Source organism: Nocardioides sp. NBC_00163 (assembly GCF_045206295.1).
GTDB lineage: Bacteria > Actinomycetota > Actinomycetes > Propionibacteriales > Nocardioidaceae > Nocardioides.
On record NZ_CP108155.1, the window covers coordinates 4,158,365 to 4,176,861 of the forward strand.

21 protein-coding genes and 2 tRNA genes are annotated in these 18,497 nt (G+C 68.0%); 13 read left to right on the plus strand and 10 right to left on the minus strand.

The window, feature by feature from the left end; translation table 11 throughout:
* Positions 1 to 15: 15 nt before the first annotated feature.
* Positions 16 to 978, minus strand: a complete 963-nt coding sequence (locus OG801_RS19910) for an N-acetylglucosamine kinase (protein WP_406030794.1) — start codon at positions 976 to 978, stop codon at positions 16 to 18.
* Between the two features lie 112 nt (positions 979 to 1,090).
* Between OG801_RS19910 and OG801_RS19915 the strand changes: the two genes are divergently transcribed.
* The 6 genes from OG801_RS19915 (at position 1,091) to OG801_RS19940 (ending at position 7,184) form a co-directional block, all read left to right on the plus strand.
* Entirely contained in the window at positions 1,091 to 1,876 is a 786-nt protein-coding gene (locus tag OG801_RS19915; protein WP_355021113.1) for an SIS domain-containing protein, read from the plus strand.
* Between the two features lie 53 nt (positions 1,877 to 1,929).
* Complete coding sequence (ngcE, locus tag OG801_RS19920) at positions 1,930 to 3,339, plus strand: N-acetylglucosamine/diacetylchitobiose ABC transporter substrate-binding protein (RefSeq protein ID WP_355021112.1); 1,410 nt, start codon at positions 1,930 to 1,932, stop codon at positions 3,337 to 3,339.
* A 4-nt stretch (positions 3,340 to 3,343) separates the two neighbouring features.
* Entirely contained in the window at positions 3,344 to 4,366 is a 1,023-nt protein-coding gene (locus OG801_RS19925; protein WP_355021111.1) for a sugar ABC transporter permease, read from the plus strand.
* A complete protein-coding gene (locus OG801_RS19930; protein ID WP_406030797.1) occupies positions 4,366 to 5,253 on the plus strand; it encodes a carbohydrate ABC transporter permease in 888 nt (295 codons plus the stop codon). Before OG801_RS19925 ends, OG801_RS19930 begins: the two co-directional genes overlap by 1 nt.
* 66 nt (positions 5,254 to 5,319) lie before the next feature.
* Positions 5,320 to 6,498 (plus strand): acyl-CoA dehydrogenase family protein, encoded by a 1,179-nt coding sequence (locus tag OG801_RS19935; RefSeq protein WP_355021109.1) that lies wholly within the window; start codon positions 5,320 to 5,322, stop codon positions 6,496 to 6,498.
* Positions 6,499 to 6,578: 80 nt separating this feature from the next.
* Positions 6,579 to 7,184, plus strand: a complete 606-nt coding sequence (locus tag OG801_RS19940; RefSeq protein WP_355021108.1) for a GtrA family protein — start codon at positions 6,579 to 6,581, stop codon at positions 7,182 to 7,184.
* Here the strand turns inward: OG801_RS19940 and OG801_RS19945 are convergent.
* Positions 7,141 to 7,740: a nucleoside triphosphate pyrophosphatase gene (locus tag OG801_RS19945; protein ID WP_355021107.1), complete on the minus strand. Its 600-nt coding sequence runs from the start codon at positions 7,738 to 7,740 to the stop codon at positions 7,141 to 7,143. The genes OG801_RS19940 and OG801_RS19945 overlap by 44 nt on opposite strands.
* Positions 7,741 to 7,883: 143 nt before the next feature.
* On the opposite strand from OG801_RS19945, the gene OG801_RS19950 reads away from it, so the two are divergent.
* The 3 genes from OG801_RS19950 to OG801_RS19960 all read left to right on the plus strand — a co-directional run bounded on the left by OG801_RS19950 (position 7,884) and on the right by OG801_RS19960 (position 8,934).
* A complete protein-coding gene (locus OG801_RS19950) occupies positions 7,884 to 8,267 on the plus strand; it encodes a DUF805 domain-containing protein (protein ID WP_355021106.1) in 384 nt (127 codons plus the stop codon).
* A gap of 50 nt (positions 8,268 to 8,317) precedes the next feature.
* Positions 8,318 to 8,399 (plus strand) — tRNA-Leu (locus tag OG801_RS19955).
* Between the two features lie 112 nt (positions 8,400 to 8,511).
* Positions 8,512 to 8,934, plus strand: coding sequence for a hypothetical protein (locus OG801_RS19960; RefSeq protein WP_355021105.1), 423 nt, complete (start codon positions 8,512 to 8,514; stop codon positions 8,932 to 8,934).
* A gap of 3 nt (positions 8,935 to 8,937) precedes the next feature.
* Here the strand turns inward: OG801_RS19960 and bcp are convergent, their stop codons facing one another.
* Positions 8,938 to 9,408, minus strand: a complete 471-nt coding sequence (bcp, locus tag OG801_RS19965; protein ID WP_292651693.1) for a thioredoxin-dependent thiol peroxidase — start codon at positions 9,406 to 9,408, stop codon at positions 8,938 to 8,940.
* An 82-nt stretch (positions 9,409 to 9,490) separates the two neighbouring features.
* On the opposite strand from bcp, the gene OG801_RS19970 reads away from it, so the two are divergent.
* Together OG801_RS19970 and OG801_RS19975 are read left to right on the plus strand one after the other, a co-directional pair.
* Complete coding sequence (locus tag OG801_RS19970) at positions 9,491 to 9,748, plus strand: DUF3618 domain-containing protein (protein ID WP_355021104.1); 258 nt, start codon at positions 9,491 to 9,493, stop codon at positions 9,746 to 9,748.
* Positions 9,749 to 9,801: 53 nt separating this feature from the next.
* Positions 9,802 to 10,104, plus strand: coding sequence for a co-chaperone GroES (locus tag OG801_RS19975; protein WP_355021116.1), 303 nt, complete (start codon positions 9,802 to 9,804; stop codon positions 10,102 to 10,104).
* Here the strand turns inward: OG801_RS19975 and OG801_RS19980 are convergent.
* From OG801_RS19980 to OG801_RS19995, 4 genes are all read right to left on the minus strand, one after another.
* Positions 10,101 to 10,706 carry a class F sortase gene (locus tag OG801_RS19980; RefSeq protein ID WP_355021103.1) on the minus strand — a complete coding sequence of 202 codons (606 nt, stop codon included), beginning with the start codon at positions 10,704 to 10,706 and terminating at the stop codon, positions 10,101 to 10,103. The two genes, OG801_RS19975 and OG801_RS19980, sit on opposite strands and share 4 nt — an antisense overlap.
* Complete coding sequence (locus OG801_RS19985; protein WP_406030801.1) at positions 10,699 to 11,940, minus strand: hypothetical protein; 1,242 nt, start codon at positions 11,938 to 11,940, stop codon at positions 10,699 to 10,701. Before OG801_RS19985 ends, OG801_RS19980 begins: the two co-directional genes overlap by 8 nt.
* Positions 11,941 to 12,042: 102 nt before the next feature.
* On the minus strand, positions 12,043 to 12,906 hold the full coding sequence (locus tag OG801_RS19990; protein WP_406030803.1) for a DUF1524 domain-containing protein: 864 nt from the start codon (positions 12,904 to 12,906) through the stop codon (positions 12,043 to 12,045).
* Positions 12,907 to 13,122: 216 nt separating this feature from the next.
* Positions 13,123 to 14,430: a hypothetical protein gene (locus OG801_RS19995; protein WP_406030805.1), complete on the minus strand. Its 1,308-nt coding sequence runs from the start codon at positions 14,428 to 14,430 to the stop codon at positions 13,123 to 13,125.
* Between the two features lie 473 nt (positions 14,431 to 14,903).
* Between OG801_RS19995 and OG801_RS20000 the strand changes: the two genes are divergently transcribed.
* Complete coding sequence (locus OG801_RS20000; protein ID WP_355021099.1) at positions 14,904 to 15,575, plus strand: biliverdin-producing heme oxygenase; 672 nt, start codon at positions 14,904 to 14,906, stop codon at positions 15,573 to 15,575.
* A 16-nt stretch (positions 15,576 to 15,591) separates the two neighbouring features.
* Complete coding sequence (locus OG801_RS20005) at positions 15,592 to 16,155, plus strand: TetR/AcrR family transcriptional regulator (protein WP_406030807.1); 564 nt, start codon at positions 15,592 to 15,594, stop codon at positions 16,153 to 16,155.
* A 128-nt stretch (positions 16,156 to 16,283) separates the two neighbouring features.
* Here the strand turns inward: OG801_RS20005 and OG801_RS20010 are convergent, their stop codons facing one another.
* The 3 genes from OG801_RS20010 to OG801_RS20020 all read right to left on the minus strand — a co-directional run bounded on the left by OG801_RS20010 (position 16,284) and on the right by OG801_RS20020 (position 18,496).
* Entirely contained in the window at positions 16,284 to 16,454 is a 171-nt protein-coding gene (locus OG801_RS20010) for a hypothetical protein (RefSeq protein ID WP_355021097.1), read from the minus strand.
* 293 nt (positions 16,455 to 16,747) lie between these two features.
* A tRNA-Lys gene (locus tag OG801_RS20015) sits at positions 16,748 to 16,820 on the minus strand.
* A gap of 98 nt (positions 16,821 to 16,918) precedes the next feature.
* Entirely contained in the window at positions 16,919 to 18,496 is a 1,578-nt protein-coding gene (locus OG801_RS20020) for a phytoene desaturase family protein (protein ID WP_406030809.1), read from the minus strand.
* Position 18,497 lies beyond the last annotated feature (1 nt).

Sequence of the window (18,497 nt, forward strand, 5' to 3'; positions counted from 1 at the left end):
CCGTCGTAACGATTGTCACACCTCGGTGAGCTGAGCGAGCGAAGAGGTTACTCGGCGGTACACGGCGTCGTCGACGAGCACGCCCGCATGCCGCAGAGCCAGCACGGCCGCTCCGGCCAGGCCGTCGGTGGCGACGACAGCCCCGGGAGCGACCCGGGCGGCGAACTCGGGCTGCCGGGCCAGGACGCTCCCGGCCGCGACCAACGGTCCCTCGACATCAGGCGTACGCACCGCCGCCAGCGTCTCCCTCAGTCCCGCAGCCGCCTGGTCGAGGATGCCCGCGGCGACCTCGTCGCCGGCACCCGCCGCGGTGAAGACGAGCGAGGCGAAGTCGGCCAGCCGGAGCGGCGGCATCGCGTAGAGCGCCGCCGTCGCCGCGACGAGCGTCCCGGTCCGTCCTCCTTGTGGCCGTTCGTCCCGGGTGATGCCGAGTCGGTCCAGCAGCAGCCCGGTCAGCAGCGTCGCTGCGCCGCGCCCGTCCAAGGGCGCCAGCCCGGCACGTACGACCTCCCTGCCCAGCCAGAAGCCCGAGCCGACGTCCCCGAGCAGCCAGCCCAGTCCGTCCGAGATCCCGGCGAGCCGTCCGTCCTCGACCCGCACCGCCGACGCCCCCGTGCCAGAGAGCAGCACATAGCCGTCTGGCGCCGCCGTCCCCGAGAAGTACGCAGCCAGCACATCGAAGTCGAAGACCGGCTCGACCGCCACCAGGTCGGAGAGAGCAGCGACGATCGCGGCGCGGTGGCCGGCGCCGCCCGCCCCTGCCACCGCGAGGGCCGCGCCGGCGAGCCGACCGGCATTTGCGGAGGTCACGGCCTGGGTGACCGCGTCCCTGATCGCCGTCGTGGCAGCGTCGATTCCGGCGGAGGTCGGGTTGCCGCTGCCGGCCTTTCCGATGCCCCCGCAATGTCCGTCGGAGGAGACGACGACGGCGCGAGTGCTGGTGCCTCCCGCGTCGAGTCCCAGATAGTTGTCATTCATTGACACCGTTTCGTAACAGAAAACCATTGCCAGGCGTACTCTCTCCAAATAGTTTTCGAGCGCAGGCCTCGACATACGGTCGCGGCCGGAGTTTGCTAGGTGGGTGGACTAATTGACCAGAGACGTGTTCGGAGCCTTCGATGAGCAGGTTCGCACACGCCTGTCCGAGCTGCAGTCGATGGCGCAATCCGGTGGCCTCGACGAGGCGGTCGAGGCGATGGTCGGCAGCATCCGCAACGGCGGTGTGCTGCAGGCGTTCGGCACCGGCCACTCGCAGGCGTTCGCGATGGAGATCGCCGGGCGGGCCGGTGGTCTGATCCCCACCCACGCCATCGCTCTGCGCGACACGGTCCTCAAAGGTGACCGGCCGGCGAGCGACCTCGAGGGCGGTCTCCTCGAACGTGACACCAACATCGCCAACGAGCTCTGGGAGCTCCACGAGTTCCACCCCGAGGACGTCTTCCTGATCGCGTCCAACTCCGGTGTCAACGGCTCCATCGTCGGCATCGCGCTGCGCGCGAAGGAGGAGGGCCACACGGTGATCGCGGTGACCAGCCTCGAGCACACCAACGCGGTCACCCCCAAGCACCCCAGCGGCAAGCGCCTGGCCGAGATCGCCGACGTGGTGATCGACAACCTGGCTCCGTTCGGCGACGCCACGGTGCCCGTTAGCGCCTCCGGCGCCGACGCCCCTGAGGGTTCCGGCGTCATGGCCGGTGCCGTCTCCTCCATCACGGCGGCCTACATCGCCCAGCTCCTGACCCTCGCCACCGCCGCGAGGATCGAGGAGACAGGCGAGACCCCGCCCCTCTACCTCTCCGCCAACATCCCGGGTGGCGATGAGCACAACGATGCGTTGAAGGCTCGCTACGGCGAACGCATCGGAAGCATGGCCTGAAACACCCGTAAAAGAAGAAGTAACGAGGAATCCACCCGAAAGAAGGCAGCACGATGTCCCAGCAGCTTCACCGGCTCGATCGCCGGACTCTTCTGCGCGGCACCCTCGCCGGCGCGGCGCTCGTGTCGTTCTCTGGAGCGCTCGCCGCGTGTGGCGCGCCCGGTAGCGACTCCGACAACTCCGGCGGTGGCACCAAGTCCGCGTCCAACCCGTTCGGTATGCCCGAGGACGGCACCGTCGACGCGGTGATCTTCGACGGTGGCTACGGCTACGACTACGTCGAGTTCGCCGCAGGTGTGGTCGCCAAGGAGTTCGCGGACGCCGACCTCAAGGTCAGCGCGACCACCAAGATCGCCACGGAGCTGCAGCCGCGCTTCGTCGGCGGAACGCCCCCGGACCTCATCGACAACTCGGGTGCGGACCTGATCGGCTTCAGCTCGATCGCCGCCCAGCTCGAGGAGCTCGACGACGTCTTCGAGGCCGAGAGCTACGAGGGTGTCAAGATCGAGGAGACCCTCTACCCGAACGTGAAGAACCCCGGCACCTACAGCGACCGGTTCGTGGCGATCAACTACGTCATGACCCTCTACGGCGTGTGGTACTCCAACTCGCTCTTCCAGGAGAACGGCTGGACCGCGCCGAAGACCTGGGACGAGGCGCTCGACCTCGGTGCCAAGGCCAAGGCCAAGAAGAAGTACCTCTGGGTCTGGGGCAAGGAGGCGGCGACCTACTACCGCACCCTGGTGATCGACTCGGCGGCCAAGGAGGGCGGCGACGAGGTACGCCTCGCGCTGGAGAACCTCGAGAAGGGCGCCTGGTCCCACCCGGTCATCCAGGGCATCCTGGAGAAGCTCGGCGAGATGGTGAGCCAGGACATGTTCGTCCCCGGCGGTGCCGGCACCCAGTTCACCGCCGCGCAGGCCAAGTGGTCCAACGACCAGCAGGCGCTCCTCTACCCGAGCGGTGGCTGGATCGAGAACGAGATGAAGGACGCCACCAAGGAAGGCTTCGAGATGACCGGCATCCCGGAGTTCGTCCTCAGCGACAGTCCGTCGCTGCCGTACGAGGCAGTTCGTGCCGCGGCCGGTGAGGCGTTCATCGTGCCGAGCAAGGCGAAGAACCCGGCCGGCGGCAAGGAGATCCTCCGCGCCATGCTGTCGAAGGAGGCCGCGACCAACTTCGCCAAGACGAAGCTCGCGCCGACCATCGTCAAGGACACCATCCCCGCCGACGGGTTCGGCTCCGCGGCGCTGAAGTCGCAGAGCGCGATGCTCGACGCCGCTGGTGAGAACACCTTCAACTTCCAGTTCTACGACTACTACGGCACCAACGCCGACGAGCTCGTCGTGTGGAACTCGTTCCTCTCCGGTGACCTCGACGTCAAGGGCCTGACCACCGCAGTCCAGGGCATCTTCGACAAGGTTGCCGACGACTCATCGATCGAGAAGCTCAAGGTTTCCTGACACCATGCCGGACCCATCAACCACGATGGCCCAGACGGTCGGCGGCCCCTCCGAGGAGAATCCTTGGGGGGCCGCCCCCGGCCGGCGCCGCCGCAAGCTCACCCTCGACCGGGCACTGTTCATGACGGTCTTCCTCGGCCTACCGGTCGCGGTCTTCGTCATCTTCGTCGTGGTCCCGATCGGGCAGGCCCTCTTCTACTCGCTCACCGACTGGACCGGCTTCTCTCCGGTCATGAACTTCGTCGGCCTGGACAACTACGCCAAGCTGCTCGACGACGAGACCTTCCTCAAGGCGCTGCGCAACAACGTACTGCTCACGATCGTGGTGCCGTTCGTGACTCTGGTCGCGGCGCTGGCGATCGCGGTGGTCGTGACCACCGCCGGTCCCAGCACCGGTCAGGTCCGCGGTTTGAACGGGTCCGGCTTCTACCGGGTCGTCTCGTTCTTCCCGTACGCCGTCCCGGCCGTCGTCATCGGTCTCCTCTGGGCTCAGGTCTACGACCCGGCCGCCGGACTGCTCAACGGCGTGCTCACCGGCATCGGCCTCGACGGGTTCCAGGACTACGCCTGGCTCGGGGAGGTGCGTGCGGCGATGCCTGCTTCGATGTTCGTGATCATCTGGGCCAGCATCGGCTTCTACACCGTGCTCTTCGTGGCCGCCATCAAGGGCGTACCCGCGGAGATCTACGAGGCGGCCCGCATCGACGGTGCCGGCCGCTTCCGCACCGCCATCTCGATCACGCTCCCCTCGATCCGTGACAACGTGCAGACGGCCTACATCTATCTGGGGATCCTCACCCTCGATGCGTACGTCTTCATGGCGGCGCTCGCCCCTGGCGGCGGCCCTGCCAACAGCACGCTGACGATGAGCCAGCACCTGATGAACACCGCCTTCAAGAAGAGCCAGTTCGGCTACGCCACCTCGATGGGCGTGGTGCTCGCCCTGGTCACGCTGCTCTTCGCCGCCCTGGTCTTCGTCGTCTTCCACTTCGCTGGCGGACGGGACAAGAAGGGAGACGTACGCTGATGAGCGCCGTCACTCTGGACAAGCCTGTCGCTACCCGATCCGAAGGCGGGCGACGTACGCCCGGCGACGCACTGGTCGCGGGCACCTCGCACACGATGCTGATCATCTGGTCGGTCATCGTCATCGTGCCCTTCTGCTGGGTGGTGCTCTCCTCGTTCAAGACGTCGAAGGAGATCCTGTCCTCGCCGTTCTCCCTGCCCGCGGAATGGAACTTCGACAACTACGCCAGCGCCTGGACCAAGGCCGGCATCGGGACGTACTTCTTCAACACCGTCATCGTCGTCGGCACCGCTCTGGTGCTGGTGATGCTGCTGGGGGCGATGTGCGCCTATGTGCTGGCGCGGTTCGAGTTCTTCGGCCGCAGGGTCATCTACTACTCGATGCTGGCTGGGCTGACCTTCCCGGTCTTCCTGGTCATCGTGCCGCTGTTCTTCGTGCTCCAGGGCATCGGACTGCTCAACACGCTGCCCGGGCTGACCCTGACGTACGTCGCCTACGCGCTGCCGTTCACCGTCTTCTTCCTCTACGCCTTCTTCAAGACGCTGCCCGACGACGTCTACGAGGCCGCGATGATGGACGGTGCGGGCGAGTGGCGCACGTTCTTCCAGATCATGCTGCCGATGGCCGCACCCGGGATGGCCGGGGTGGCGATCTTCAACTTCCTCGGGCTGTGGAACCAGTTCCTGCTCCCGGTGGCGCTCAACACCGACCGGGACAACTACGTGCTCACCCAGGGCATGGCGTCGTTCTCCTCCCAGGCGGGTTACAACGTCGACTTCGGTGCGCTCTTCGCCGGGGTGGTGCTGACTGTGCTTCCGGTGCTGGTCGTCTACCTGATCTTCCAGCGGAGGATCGCTGGGACGGTCTCGACGGGCACGTTCCGCTGAGCCCGATCTGACCCAGATGTGATGCGGGTCTCGCGCCCCAGGTTAATAAGCGCTAACCTGGGGCGCGTGACCTCCTTTCTCCAGCCCGAGCACGAAGAGTTGCGTGCTGTCGTCCGTGACTTCGCCCAGAAGGAGATCGCGCCCCATGCCTCGCAGTGGGACCGCGACCATCACTTCCCCGTCGACGTGGTCCACAAGATGGGTGAGCTGGGCCTGTTCGGCCTGACCGCCCCCGAGGCGTACGGCGGGGGCGAGGGTGACCTCGTCGCGCTCTGCGTCGCGATCGAGGAGCTCGGCCGCGTCGACCAGTCGATCGGGATCACGCTCGAGGCCGCCGTCGGTCTGGGCATCAACCCGATCCTCACCTACGGCACCGACGAGCAGAAGGAGCGCTGGCTCCCCGACCTCGTCGCGGGCAAGAAGCTGGCCGGGTTCGGGCTGACCGAGCCGGGTGCCGGCTCCGACGCCGGCGCGACCGCCACCAAGGCCGTCCTCGACGGCGAGGAGTGGGTCGTCGACGGCGCCAAGCAGTTCATCACCAACTCCGGCTCCTCGATCACCTCGGTCGTCACCGTCACCGCCCGCACCGGGACCCGCGACAACGGCAAGCCCGAGATCAGCACCATCATGATCCCCTCGGGCACGCCCGGGTTCACCGCCGAGAAGGCGTACGACAAGCTCGGCTGGCACGCCTCCGACACCCACCCGCTCTCCTTCGACGGCGCCCGGGTTCCGGCCGACCACCTCCTCGGTGAGCGCGGCCGCGGCTACGCCCAGTTCCTGGCCACCCTCGACGACGGCCGCGTCGCGATCGCCGCGCTCGCCGTCGGCTGCATCCAGGCCTGCCTCGACATGGCGCTCGAGTACGCGGGGGAGCGGCAGACCTTCGGTGGCCCGATCGGCCGCAAGCAGGGCGTCGCCTTCCAGATCGCCGACCTCGAGGTCATGCTCCGGGCCTCGCGCCTGCTGACGTACGAGGCCGCGGCGATGAAGTCCGGGCTCGACTCGGGCGCCGTGACGATGAAGGAGTTCAAGCAGGCGGCTGCCGCCGCCAAGCTGTACGCCACCGAGTCGGCCGTCACCGCGACCCGCATCGCCACCCAGGTCTTCGGCGGCTACGGATTCATGGAGGAGTATCCGGTGGCTCGGTTCTACCGCGACGCGAAGATCCTGGAGATCGGCGAGGGCACCTCCGAGGTGCAGCGCATGCTGCTCGCCAGAGGTCTCGGCCTCCCCGTCGAGTAGGCGCGAATCTTACGGCACGCTGAACGAAACCCGCGAAGTAATCAAGAGCCATCTCACCATTGACCGTTTACTGTGGCCACATGGTGTTCGGGGGACAGCTGCTAGGACGGCTGCGTCGCACCCGCCTCTTCGGAGAGGCGGTCCGCTTCATGATGGTCGGCGGAATCGCGACAGCAGTCGCTTTCGTGCTGTTCAACGGACTGGTCCACGGCTTCTTCATGGGCGCCGGGCCGATGAACGGTCAGCCGATCCCGGCCTACATCATCGCCAACACCGTCGGCATGCTGATCAGCTACGACCTGAGCCGTCGTTGGACGTTCCGTCACCGTGTCTCCGAGCATGCCGACGGCGGGTTCACGGCCTACGTCGTGATCAACGCGGTCACGATGCTGCTGCCGGTGGCGTGCCTGTACGTCACCCGCAGCGTGATCGGCTGGGACAGCGCGATCGCCGACAACGTCTCGGCCAACGTGGTCGGCGTGCTGCTGGGCCAGATCGCCCGGTTCTTCCTCTTCCGGAAGTTCGTCTTCGGCCGCCCGATCCGCTACACGCAGGTCTACGGCAGCGTCGAGGAGGAGGCCGCTGCGCTCGGCTTCACCGACGACAAGACGATCCTGATGCGGCCGGAGCGCCGCGAGCCGGTCAGCGGTTCCACAGAGCCGGCCACGCGTGACCGAGCCGGCTGAGCAGGTCGCGTAGCAGCGGCAGGCTCAATCCGACCACGTTGTGGTGGTCGCCCTCGATCCCGGTCACGAACGCCCCGCCGAGCCCGTCGATCGTGAACGCACCGGCGACGTGCAGCGGCTCACCGGTGGCGACGTACGCAGCGATCTCCTCGTCGCTCACATCGGCGAAGTGCACCGTCGTGACAGCGGTCTGTGACACCTGCTGACCGGTCGCGGTGTCGACCAGCGCATGCCCGGAGACGAGTACGCCGCTGCGCCCCCGCATCTCCCGCCAGCGCTGGGTCGCCTCCTCCGGATCGTGCGGCTTCCCCAGGGGCTTCCCGTCCAGCTCGAGGACGCTGTCGCAGCCCAGTACGAGCGCCCCCTCGGGCACCTCGGGACGGCCGGCGACGGCGTCGCGCTTGAGCTCTGCGAGCCCGAGCGCCAGCTCTGTCGGCGGTAGTCCATCGAGCTTGCTCTCGTCGACACCGGAGACGATCACCACAGGTTCGACACCTGCGCTGCGCAGCGTCTGCAGCCGGGCGGGGGACTTGGAGGCAAGGACCAGCGTGGTCATGGCTCAACCCTAGGGGCAGTGGTGCTTTACCCCGGAGTCCGTCCCGACTAGGTTTCGCACATCCAACCCATCTCAACGAGGAGAAATCCGAAGTGACGGATTACCCGCCGCCCCCGCCCCAGCAGCCGTACGGTGCTGGCCCCGTGGGCGAAGTTACGCTGAGCCAGCCGCTCCGCGGCGCGTCGCCCCGCGACGCCATCGTGCGCTTCTTCAAGAAGTACGCCTCCTTCGAGGGCCGCGCCAGCCGGTCCGAGTTCTGGTGGCCCTGGGGTGCCGCTGTGGTCGTCAACATGGCGATCAACCTGCTCCTCGGCGCCGACTCGACCGCCGGTTCCATCATCGGCGGCATCTTCGCGCTCGCCATCCTGGTCCCGTCCCTCGCGGTCGGCGCCCGACGTCTGCACGACACCGGCCGCTCCGGCTGGTGGCAGCTGCTCTGGCTCCTCCCGTGCATCGGCTGGATCGCGCTGATCGTCTTCTGGGCGCTGCCCGAGAAGGCCGAGGGCGACAAGTACAACGTCGCCTGACCGGCGGCTAACCACGAACGGCGATCAGTCTCTAGACTGATCGCCGCTCGGCCGAAGTGGTGGAATTGGCAGACACGCAGGATTTAGGTTCCTGTGCTCCAGGGCGTGCGGGTTCAAGTCCCGCCTTCGGCACACAGAGTCCGGGTCCGACCCGGGGAGTCCCAGGGTCGATCCTGATGGACAACAGACCCTTGACCCTCAAGGATGGAAGAACAACACCCCATCCAGGAAGAGGGATGAAGTCATGTCGTTCAAGGACAACGCGTCCAACTGGCGCGATGGCGTCCAGAATGGCGTCCACAAGGGCGTCGAAGGCGCCAAGCCTGCTGTTGCGGACGCCAAGGTGAAGTCAGCACCTCACCTTGTCACCGGCGGCGAGAAGACCGTCGAGAAGGCTGGCGAGTTCAAGGCTCAGATCGAGGCCAAGAGGGCCGAGATGGCGTCCGCACCTGACGCGGACACGCCGCGCAACCAGGCCCTGTCGGGTCTGCTCCAGGTCGGCGCGGCCGCCACCGACGTCGCCGCCCAGGCGGGCGAGTGGCTGATGGAGACCGGTGCCAAGTGGAGCGCAGACACCGGCCCCGTGGTCGTCGAGCCGCCCAAGGAGATCCCGGGAGAGGACGTACCTCCTCCGCCCGACTTCAAGAAGCCCGACGACCAGCAGTAAGACCTACGAGGCGAGGCCGAGGTCGCGGCGGAGCTTGGCGACGTGACCGGTCGCCTTGACGTTGTACTGCGCGACCTCGATCTTGCCCTCCTCGTCGACCACGAACGTCGAGCGGATGACGCCCTCGACGACCTTGCCGTAGAGCTTCTTCTCGCCGTAGGCGTCGTACGCCTTGTGCACCGAGAGGTCCTCGTCGGAGGCCAGGGTGATGGTGAGCCCGTCACGCTCGCGGAACTTCGCGAGCTTGGCGGGCTTGTCCTTGGATACGCCGATGACCTCGTAGCCGGCGGCCTTCAGCGAGTCGATCGAGTCGGTGAAGTCGCAGGCCTGCTTGGTGCAGCCGGGGGTCATCGCGGCGGGGTAGAAGTAGACGATCACCTTGCGGCCGCGGAGGCTGCTGAGCGAGACCTCCGCACCGGTGTCGTCGGGAAGAGTGAAGTCGGGGGCCACATCGCCCGGCTCGAGACGCGTCATGGAGCCAACCTAGCGAACATTCCCAGACGAACCGCAGCGGTGGAGCACGCAGTGGACGTACGCCGGTTGCTAAGGTCTGCGCATGTCCAAGGACCAGACTTCCTCGCTCGAGTCCGAGATCGAAGAGATCCGCGAGCGGCTCGCAGGCACCATCGACGAGCTGATCTATCGGGGCAGGCCGAAGACGATCGTGCAGCGCCAGGTGGCGGCCTTCAAGGCGGTCTACGTCGACCCGGTCTCCGGCGAGCCGAAGATGGGCAACATCGCGAAGACCGTCGGCGGGGTGGTGGGCACCGTCGTGCTCATGGCGACGCTGCGTAAGATCACCAAGGCCAACTGACCACTCCCCACCGGCAAGGCAACACGGACGTGACCGACAAGACCCCCATCAAGATGCTCCACGACCGGGTGCTGGTCGAGGTCGGGTCCGACGCCGGTGAGCGTCGTTCCTCGGGCGGCATCGTCATCCCGGCGACGGCCGCCATGGGCGCGGCCCGGCGGCTCACCTGGTCACGGGTGGTCGCGGTCGGCCCGCACGCGCGAGCCGTCGAGATCGGTGACCGGGTGCTCTTCGACGCCGACGACAAGCCGGAGGTCGAGGTCGCCGGAGAGGTCTACATCCTGATGCGTGAGCGCGACGTGCATGCGGTCGCGGCCGAGCGGATCGCCGACGACTCGACGGGCCTCTACCTCTAGCTCGTCTTCTGAGCCTTGGGCAGCGCGTTGAACCGGTGCGCCAGCACGACGACGTTGCTGTCGTAGCTCGAGCCGTTCCAGTCGGTGCAGGTGATGATCACCAGCCGGCCGTCGCCGTGGTCCTGCCCGAAGAGCCGCTGAGCCTGCTCGGCCAGCTCCTTGCGGCTGAGAACCTCGACGGAGTCGACCTGGTGCTGGAAGGTCCCGTCCTTGGTGACGATGTCGACCTCCTGCCCCTTCTCGATGTGGTCGAGCTTGTTGAGGCTGCCGCCACCGGTGTGCACGGTGTGGCCGGTGACGACGGTCTGACCCTGCGCCGAGCCCGGCTTGGCGCTGCCGACCCACCAGCCGATCTCGCGCGGGTTGCGCGGCGGGTCGAGCACCTCGCCCTCGAGGCGGATCGGGACGACCCTCGCCTTCGTGTTCAGCCCGGGCAGCTCGAGGCGCTGCGGGGCGCCGGGCGGCACCTCCACCGCGGCGCTGCCGCTGGGCCACAACATCCCGGCCAGCACCATCGCGACAGCGAGCACGACCAGCGCGGTCCAGAGGCCGCCCGCCGCCGCGGCAAGCCGCGGCGGCGAGTCAGCAGAGGTGTCAGCCACGCCGCAACATGCGGACGTACGTCGCCACGCCGGCGCCCGCGGCCGCGAGGAGCAGCAGGGTGACGAGGGCGATGCGTCCGGCGCTGCCGTCGTCGTAGCTCTCCATGCCGGCGGTCACCACGGTCGGGACCGAAGCCGGCGGGTCGGCTGCCTTGGGCGGGTTGTTGACGACCGTCTTCGGGGCCGGGCTGTTCGGGCCACAGCTGCTGGTGCCGATGGTCAGGTGAGTCAGCGGGCCACCGACGAACGGCTCGGCCGCGGGCAGGATCTTCGCGTCGAGTGCGGTCACGGTGATCGCGCCAGGAGAGGTCTCCTGGGCGTTCAGGGTGATGTCGAGGAGGTTGTCCTCCAACGGCGCGAGCTGGCCCTCGATCGAGGTCAGCAGCGTGTTGAGCACCTGCTTCTGCAGCTCGACGACGACGGGATCGATCGGCTGGAGCGCACCGCCGAGGCCGTTGGCCAGCTGGGTGCGCAGGCCCTTGATGACGACGTCGACCACGCCGGAGAGGTCGGTGACGACCTTCTGGTTCACTGCGGGGTCGACCGGCAGCTCGACGACGGTCTCCCGTTTGCCGCCGGGCAGGACCACGTAGACGGACGAGCTGGCGATGGTGCTGTCGCCTCGCGCGGTGTCGTCGTTGGCAGTGCAGTGGCTCTGTACGGCGCCGAGGTCCACGTAGAGACCTGCGCCGTCCAATCCGTCGACCACGGGGGCGAGGAGCTGGTCGAGTGCGCCGGTGATCTGGGTCTGGAACGGCTTCAGCGCTTTCTGGACCTCGGCATCCATGCCCTGGAACAGGTCGGACTGGATCACCTGCAGTTCGCTGAAGTCGAGGCTGGCCGCGTCGAGCTTGATGTTGTTGCCTCCGCTGAGGCAGTCGCCGGATCCGGCCGCGACCAGGGTCGCGCCGTCGCCGGCGAGACCCGAGCAGGCCGCCGAGGTGGCGTTGCTCTTGGCCACGGCGTCCTGGGCCAGCGTGCCGGCGTGGATCGCGTCCTGGCCGCCGAGCGCGGTGATGATCGGCTCGTTGGTGCCTTCGGCCGACTCGGTCGAGCCGTCGTTGGTGACGGCATAGGTGCCTGAGTCGGTGGCCCCGGTGCCGGCGAGCTCGAGGCTCAGCGCGGTGGCGGACGCCTGCGACACCGTGGCGGCGCTCGCAGGTGCGGCTGACAAGGCAACCATGGCGGCCGCGGCCGCCACCGCGGCTCCCCGCGCGATGAGTGTTGTGCGCACGTGAACTTCCCTCCCTTTGACGTTCGTCACACTCAACGGAGGAGGAACCCCGTACGTTACGGGCTGGGGTATCGCTTCTGACCTGCGGAATCCTGGCGTCGATCAGCTGTCGCAGACCGTGCCGTCCTTGTCGCCGTCGCGGTACCAGGCGTACTCGGCGTCGCGGCCCTTCCGGTACGGCCCGTAGCCCTTCGCGGTCGCCTTGGCGCAGGTGTCGAAGCGGGGGTCGTCCCCCGAGCCGCCCTCGGGAGCGTCGCTCTGGTCCGGGTCGTCTGGGGCTGGACCGGCCTGGGCCAGCCGCACGGTGATCTCGGGGTTGTCGCATCCGACGGCGATGTCCTCGAGCGCGGCCTTCTCCGCTCGGTCGGCGAAGAGGCTCCAGCGGATCTTCACGGCGACCCAGTCGGCGACGTACGTGCAGTGGTAGCTCGTGGCGTCGGGCATCCAGTCGGCCGGGTCCTGGTCGCCCTTGCTGCGGTTTGTCGCGGCGGTGACCGCGATGAGGGCGCGCGGGTCACCGAGGTCGTTCGCGTACGCCTCCCGCTGCTCGTCCGTCCACGCGTTGGCGCCGGACTCCCAGCCCTCCTTGAGCGCGACCATGTGGTCGATGTCGAGGCCGCCCGGGCGCTTGACGGTGACCCCGTCGTACGTGGAGAGCCATGCGCCCCTGGTGACGTCGCACCTGCCGCGCGCCTTCTTCTTCGACTCCTCGAGGAGCACCTCGGTACGGGCGTCCTGGCAGTCGCCGTCGGCGTCGACCCAGTGGTTGAACTTCTCGCGCTCGTAGCCGGAGGTGACCTCCTTGGCGACGGGGAGCTTCGCGATGGCCTCGTTCAGCGGAAGGCTGACCTCCTCGCCGCTGTCGGCGCCGTATCCGGCTTGGACGGCGGTGTCGGGCTGGGAGACCTCGGCGCAGCCGGAGCAGAGGAGTACGACGGCGAGCAGGGTCGCCAACGGGCGCAGCATGGGGTGACTCCAGAGAGATGGGGGAAGAGCTCTGGGGAGCATCGGGGGCGGCCCAACTTTGTCGGATCCCACGGCAGACGGCACGCAGGCGCGCCGCCCAGAAACTGCCATCTTCCGACAAAACGAGCGCATCCCGGGCCGAGGCTGGAGCCTTGGCCCGGGATGCGGGTGTTGCAGGTTCTACAACGGTCCTACAAGGGATTCCTGATCAGCGGATCAGGCGTGCGAGCGGCGCAGCAGGAACCACCGGGTGGCGGCAGCAGCGGCGACGAGCAGCACGAGCGCGCCGGCGGCGAACCCGCCCTTGGCGGCCGGGGACGAGAGCAGGTTGAGCTCGGCGTTGGCCGGGGCGTTGTCCGGCTTCACCTGGACGCTCGTGTCCGGGTCGGACTTGTCGCCGGAGACGACGACGTCGACGTTCTTCTTGTCACCGCTGGCCGCAGCCTTCTCCTCGGAGGAGGTGAGGCCGTTGGTGCCGCAGGTGCTGGTGCCGATGGCGACCTTGGCAGCGGTCGGGGCGCCGACCTTCTTCACGGCGTCGAGGACGTTGATGTCCAGGGCGGACACCTCGAGCGACTTGGCGGTCTTGTCCTGCTTGTTCAGGGTGAGCTTGACCAGGTCGGTCTCGAGGCCCTTGAGCAGCACGGCGAGCTGCTCCTTGATGTGCTCGATCAGGTCGACGCGGATCGAGACGTCCAGGACGCCCGGCGCGATCTTGCTCTTCAGGCCCGACTGGAGCAGCGTGTCGACGCGGCCGAGGACGGCGTCGGTCACCGGGGAGAGGTCGGGGACGACCGTCGTGTTCTTCTTCGGGTTGGTCGGCAGGTCGGCGACCTTGATGTCGCCCTTGCCGGGGACGTTGACGGTGACGGCGGCGTTCTTGAGCTGGGTCTTGCCCTTGAAGTCGGAGCCCTGCGCCATGCAGGTGCTCTCCGCGGCGTCGAGGTCGACACCGACCGAGAGACCGCCGACCTTGGTGAGCACGCCGGAGACGACGGTCTGGACCAGGTCGTTGACCGGGCCGAGCTTGACGTGGACCGACTTGCTCTGGTCGTTGAGCACGTAGTCGGTGGTGGCGCCCAGCTTCTCGAGGTTGAGCTCGGCGAGGTTCACGGTGACGGCCTCGCCCGGCTTGACGCAGCTGGAGCCGTCGCCGATGGCGACCAGGGTCGCGCCCTTGCCGGCCAGGGCCGAGCAGGCGCCGGAGTAGGCGGTGCCGTTCTGGAGGGCGGCGGCCGCATCCTGGGCGAAGACGCCGACCGAGAGCAGCTGCTGGTCGCCCTTGAGGATCGGGAGGGCCGGCTTGTTGGTGCCGGAGTTGACGGTCTTCTTGCCGTTGTAGGTGGCGGTGTAGCGACCGGTGTCGACCTTGACCTTGTCAGACACGTTGACGGTCAGAGCGACCGACGAGGCCTTGGCCTGGGGCTTCTCCGCCGCAGTCGCCGGGGCCGCGGTCACGGAAAGACCGATCATCGCGGTCGCCGCAGCAAGGGCGGCTCCGCGGACCGAGAGTGGGGAGCGCAAGTGACTTCTCCAATGGTGTTGATAACTGTCGATGACAGGGCACGACGAGTAGAAGTCAGCCTCTGCAGCCCCCCGGTTGCTGTGACTCGCCGTGACGAAGCGGGGAGTCTAGCCACGTCGGATCGCGGGTGCATAGGCGTACGCAGGGCCCGGATGACCCGCGAAATCGGCCGTAACTTTCGCGGCAACACCTCGTCCTCGAGCACCTGATCGGACCCCTTGTGGATCTACGTCGCGATCGAAACTCGGACGTCTGAGATGCCTGGGCAAGTTGTGGTCTACACGTTGCGCTCCCGGACTCGTGAACAATGTTATGTATCCATCTCCACATCCGGTCCGTTGCGCGATTGCTCACCGCCTTCGGGTGGTTTTGTTAGGGTGACCTAACTATAGCCTTGCCGACTTTCTGACAGTGTGTCAGTATCTTTGCCGGACAGCCGATCGCTGCCGCCCGACCCCTGACTGGAGCACACATGTCCGCCCTCCTCGCCGACGAGATGCACGACGCTCCACTCTCCGCGCTGATGCGCGAGGGGTCCCGGACCCAGCACACCGCAGCCGAGAGCTCCTCCTTCATGGAGGAGCTGCTGGCCGGCCGGGTCAACGAGCAGGGGTACGCCGACTATCTGCTGCGCCTGCGCAAGGTCTACGTCGCGCTCGAGACGGTCGGCCGCGACCTGGCCGCCACGGATGCTGTCGCCGAAGCCGTCCATGACGTCGCCCTGGAGCGCCTGGCCGCGATTGATGCCGACCTGGCTGTGTGGGCGCCCGGTGTCGACGGCGACGCCGTGGAGTCGGATGCCGCCGATGCGTACGTCGCTCGGATCGAGGCCACCCGCGCCTGGGGCGGTCTCTACGCCGCCCACCACTACACCCGCTACCTGGGTGATCTCTCCGGTGGCCAGGCGATCGGCCGGCTGCTCGACCGGTTCTTCGAGCTCGACGGCGAGGGGGTGGCGTTCTACGAGTTCGCCGAGATCCCCAAGCCGAAGCCCTACAAGGACGGCTACCGTGCCCGCCTCGACGCCCTGCCGCTCGACCCCGCGGAGAAGATCCGCATCGTCGAGGAGGTCCAGGTCGCCTTCGGCCTCAACCAGGCTCTCTTCGAGGAGCTCGGCGGCCGCCTCGACGCTTATCGCAGGTGAACTAAGGTTCGCTCTCGTGCCCCGTATCGCCGCCGAGAACGTTCCCGAGCACCGCAGACTGGTGCGCGAACGGATCTTCGCGGCGTTCGCGGAGCTGATGGCTGAGGGCAGCTACGACGCGGTCAGCATGTCGAAGCTGGCGCAGCGCGCCGAGATCGGACGCACCGCGATCTACCACCACTTCAAGGACCGCGACGCGGTGATGGTCGCGTTCGCGACCCACGAGACCTCGGAGTACGTCACCTCCCTCCAGGCCCAGCTCGCCGCGAGCGAGCAGCCGACCGAACGGCTGCGGATCTACGTACGCAACCACCTCACCCTCGGCGAGAAGTTCCACATGGGCTTCGGCCCCCAGGTCTACGGCGGGCTCCCCGAAGAGGCCCGCCAGGAGATCCGCGAGCACGTCGTCGCCGTCGAGCAGGTCCTCGCCGAGATCCTCGAGCAGGGCGCCGAGCAAGGCGTCTTCGCCGTCACCGACGTCGACGCCACCCTCGCCCTCGTCCACGCCGTCCTCGGCACCCGCAACCTCCCCGCTGACCGGATCGAGGAGTTCGTCCTCCGCGCCGTCGGCGCCCTGTGAGACTCGGCTGCGACGCGCCGGCGGGCAGTTTCCCGCCATGGTGGGGAAGTGCGGCCATATCTGGCCGCAGATCCCTGCAGATTCCCGCCATGGCGGGAATCTGCCCGCACCTGTGTGGAACGCCTGGTCTACCGCCTCCGGTCGTTCCATACGTTGATGTCGCTCTTCGCTGGGCGAATCTCCCTCACAGGCAGCCAGGCATGCCGGATCTCCGGGGCGGCGTACGTGGTGTCGACCCAGATCACCCAGGCGCGCCACCTGCCCTTGTGCAGCTCCCACTTGAGCACGAGGCCAGGCATGGGCGGCGGGTAGTTCCTGCGTTGGCGATGCACCCAGACGTGCAGCCAGTGCCTGGGCTCGGGCCAGGCGTCGTTCTTGGGAGGGTTGGCCGACACACCTCATCGTATCGAACGTACGTTCGAGTCAAGCAGTCGGCTCATGTAGCCGGCTGCCGCGAGTCGTTCCGCAAGCCGCGCGACAATCCCGACCAGAAGGCGGCCAGCCGTGCTTTGTGTGCCCAATTGTGTGTCCGGGCTGGGTAGAAAAAGAACCGGCCCTCACCTGAACGTGCAGGTGAGGGCCGGTTTAGATGTACGCCATGTAGGACTTGAACCTACAACCCGCTGATTAAGAGTCAGCTGCTCTACCAATTGAGCTAATGGCGCATGTCCTTCGAGCTGCTTGCGCGCTCGGCGACGAGAAGAACATTAGCAGCGGGCTCGGATTCGCCCCAAATCGAGGCTGCGCCGGATCAACGGCGTGGTCAGCGGAGCTCCAGGACGGCTTGGGCGGCGTTGTGGCCGCCGAGGCCGGAGACGGCGCCGCCGCGGCGGGCGCCGGAGCCGCAGAGCAGGATGCTGCCGACGTCTGTGGCAACGCCCCAGCGGGCGGCGGGAGTGGAGAGGTCGTCGGAGTCGGGGGCCCAGGGCCAGGCGAGGTCGCCGTGGAAGATGTGGCCGCCCGGCATGGCCAGGTCTGCCTCGATCTCCTGGGGGATCTTGGCCTCGATGCACGGCTCGCCATCCACGGTCCGCGCGACGACGGAGGAGATCGGGTCGAGCAGGTGGCGGTCGAGGGAGGCGATGGCGCGCTCGACCGCCTGGGCCTTGCGCTCCTCACGCGTGGCCGGGTCCTCGAAGAGGGTCGCGGGGGCGTGCAGGCCGAAGTAGGTGAGGGTCTGGGTGCCGGGCGGTACGTCGCCGAGGATGGAGGGGTCGGTCAGCGAGTGGCAGTAGACCTCGCCGGGTATCTCGGTCGGCACTGAGCCGGCGGCAGCCTCGACGTACGCCTTCTCGAGCTCGGAGTAGGACTCGCCGAGGTGGAGAGTGCCGGCGAAGGCGGCCTTCGGGTCCTCGCCGGAACGCAGCCGGGGGAGGCGCTCGAGGAGCATGTTGATCTTGAGCTGGGCACCCACCGGCTTGGCCGACGGGGCAGGGGTGCGGCCGAGGAGGCCGTCGAGGACGTACGGAGCCAGGCCGGAGAGCACGTAGTCGGCCGCCACCGTGTGGGATCCGGAGGCGTCGGTCCAGGTGACCTCGGCGCCCTCGCCGACGGCACCGCCGCGGATCGAGGTGACGGTCGCGCCGGTGAGGACCTGCGCCCCGCCTGCGTACGCCGCCTTGGCGATCGCCCCGGTGACCGCGCCCATGCCGCCGATCGGGACCCGCCACTCGCCGGTCCCGTTGCCGATCAGGTGGTAGAGGAAGCAGCGGTTCTGGATCAGGCTCGCCTCGCCCAGGCCGGCGAAGGTGCCGATCAGGGCGTCGGTGGCGACCACGCCGCGGACCAGGTCGTTGGCGAAGCGGCGCTCGATCGCCTCTCCGAGCGGCCGCTCGACGATGTCGCGCCAGATCGGCACACCCACCTCCGAGCGGATCGCGGCACCCGTGGGAAGCGGGGAGGTGAGGGTGGGCGCGACGACGCGGGCGAGGTCGGAGACCTCGTCGTAGAACGACTGCCACGCGGCGTACTCCTCGTCCGACCCGGTCACCGCGCGGAAGCTCGCCGCGGTGGCCTCGCCCTCGGGCGTCTCCACGAGGAGGCCGGTGGCCCGCGAGCCGTCGAGGTAGGGGGAGTACGACGCGGTCTGCCGTGACGCGAGCTCGATGTCGAGCCCGAGGTCGGTGCGAATCTGCTCGGGAAGCAGCGAGACCAGGTAGGAGTAGCGCGAGAGCCGGGTCGGGAAGCCGTCGAACGCCTGCGCCGAGATCGCCGCACCCCCGACGTGGTCGAGCCGCTCGAGCACCAGGACCGAGAGGCCCTCACGGCTGAGATAGGCCGCGGCGGTGAGGCCGTTGTGTCCGCCGCCGGCTACCACTACGTCGTACTTCTCCTGTGCCATG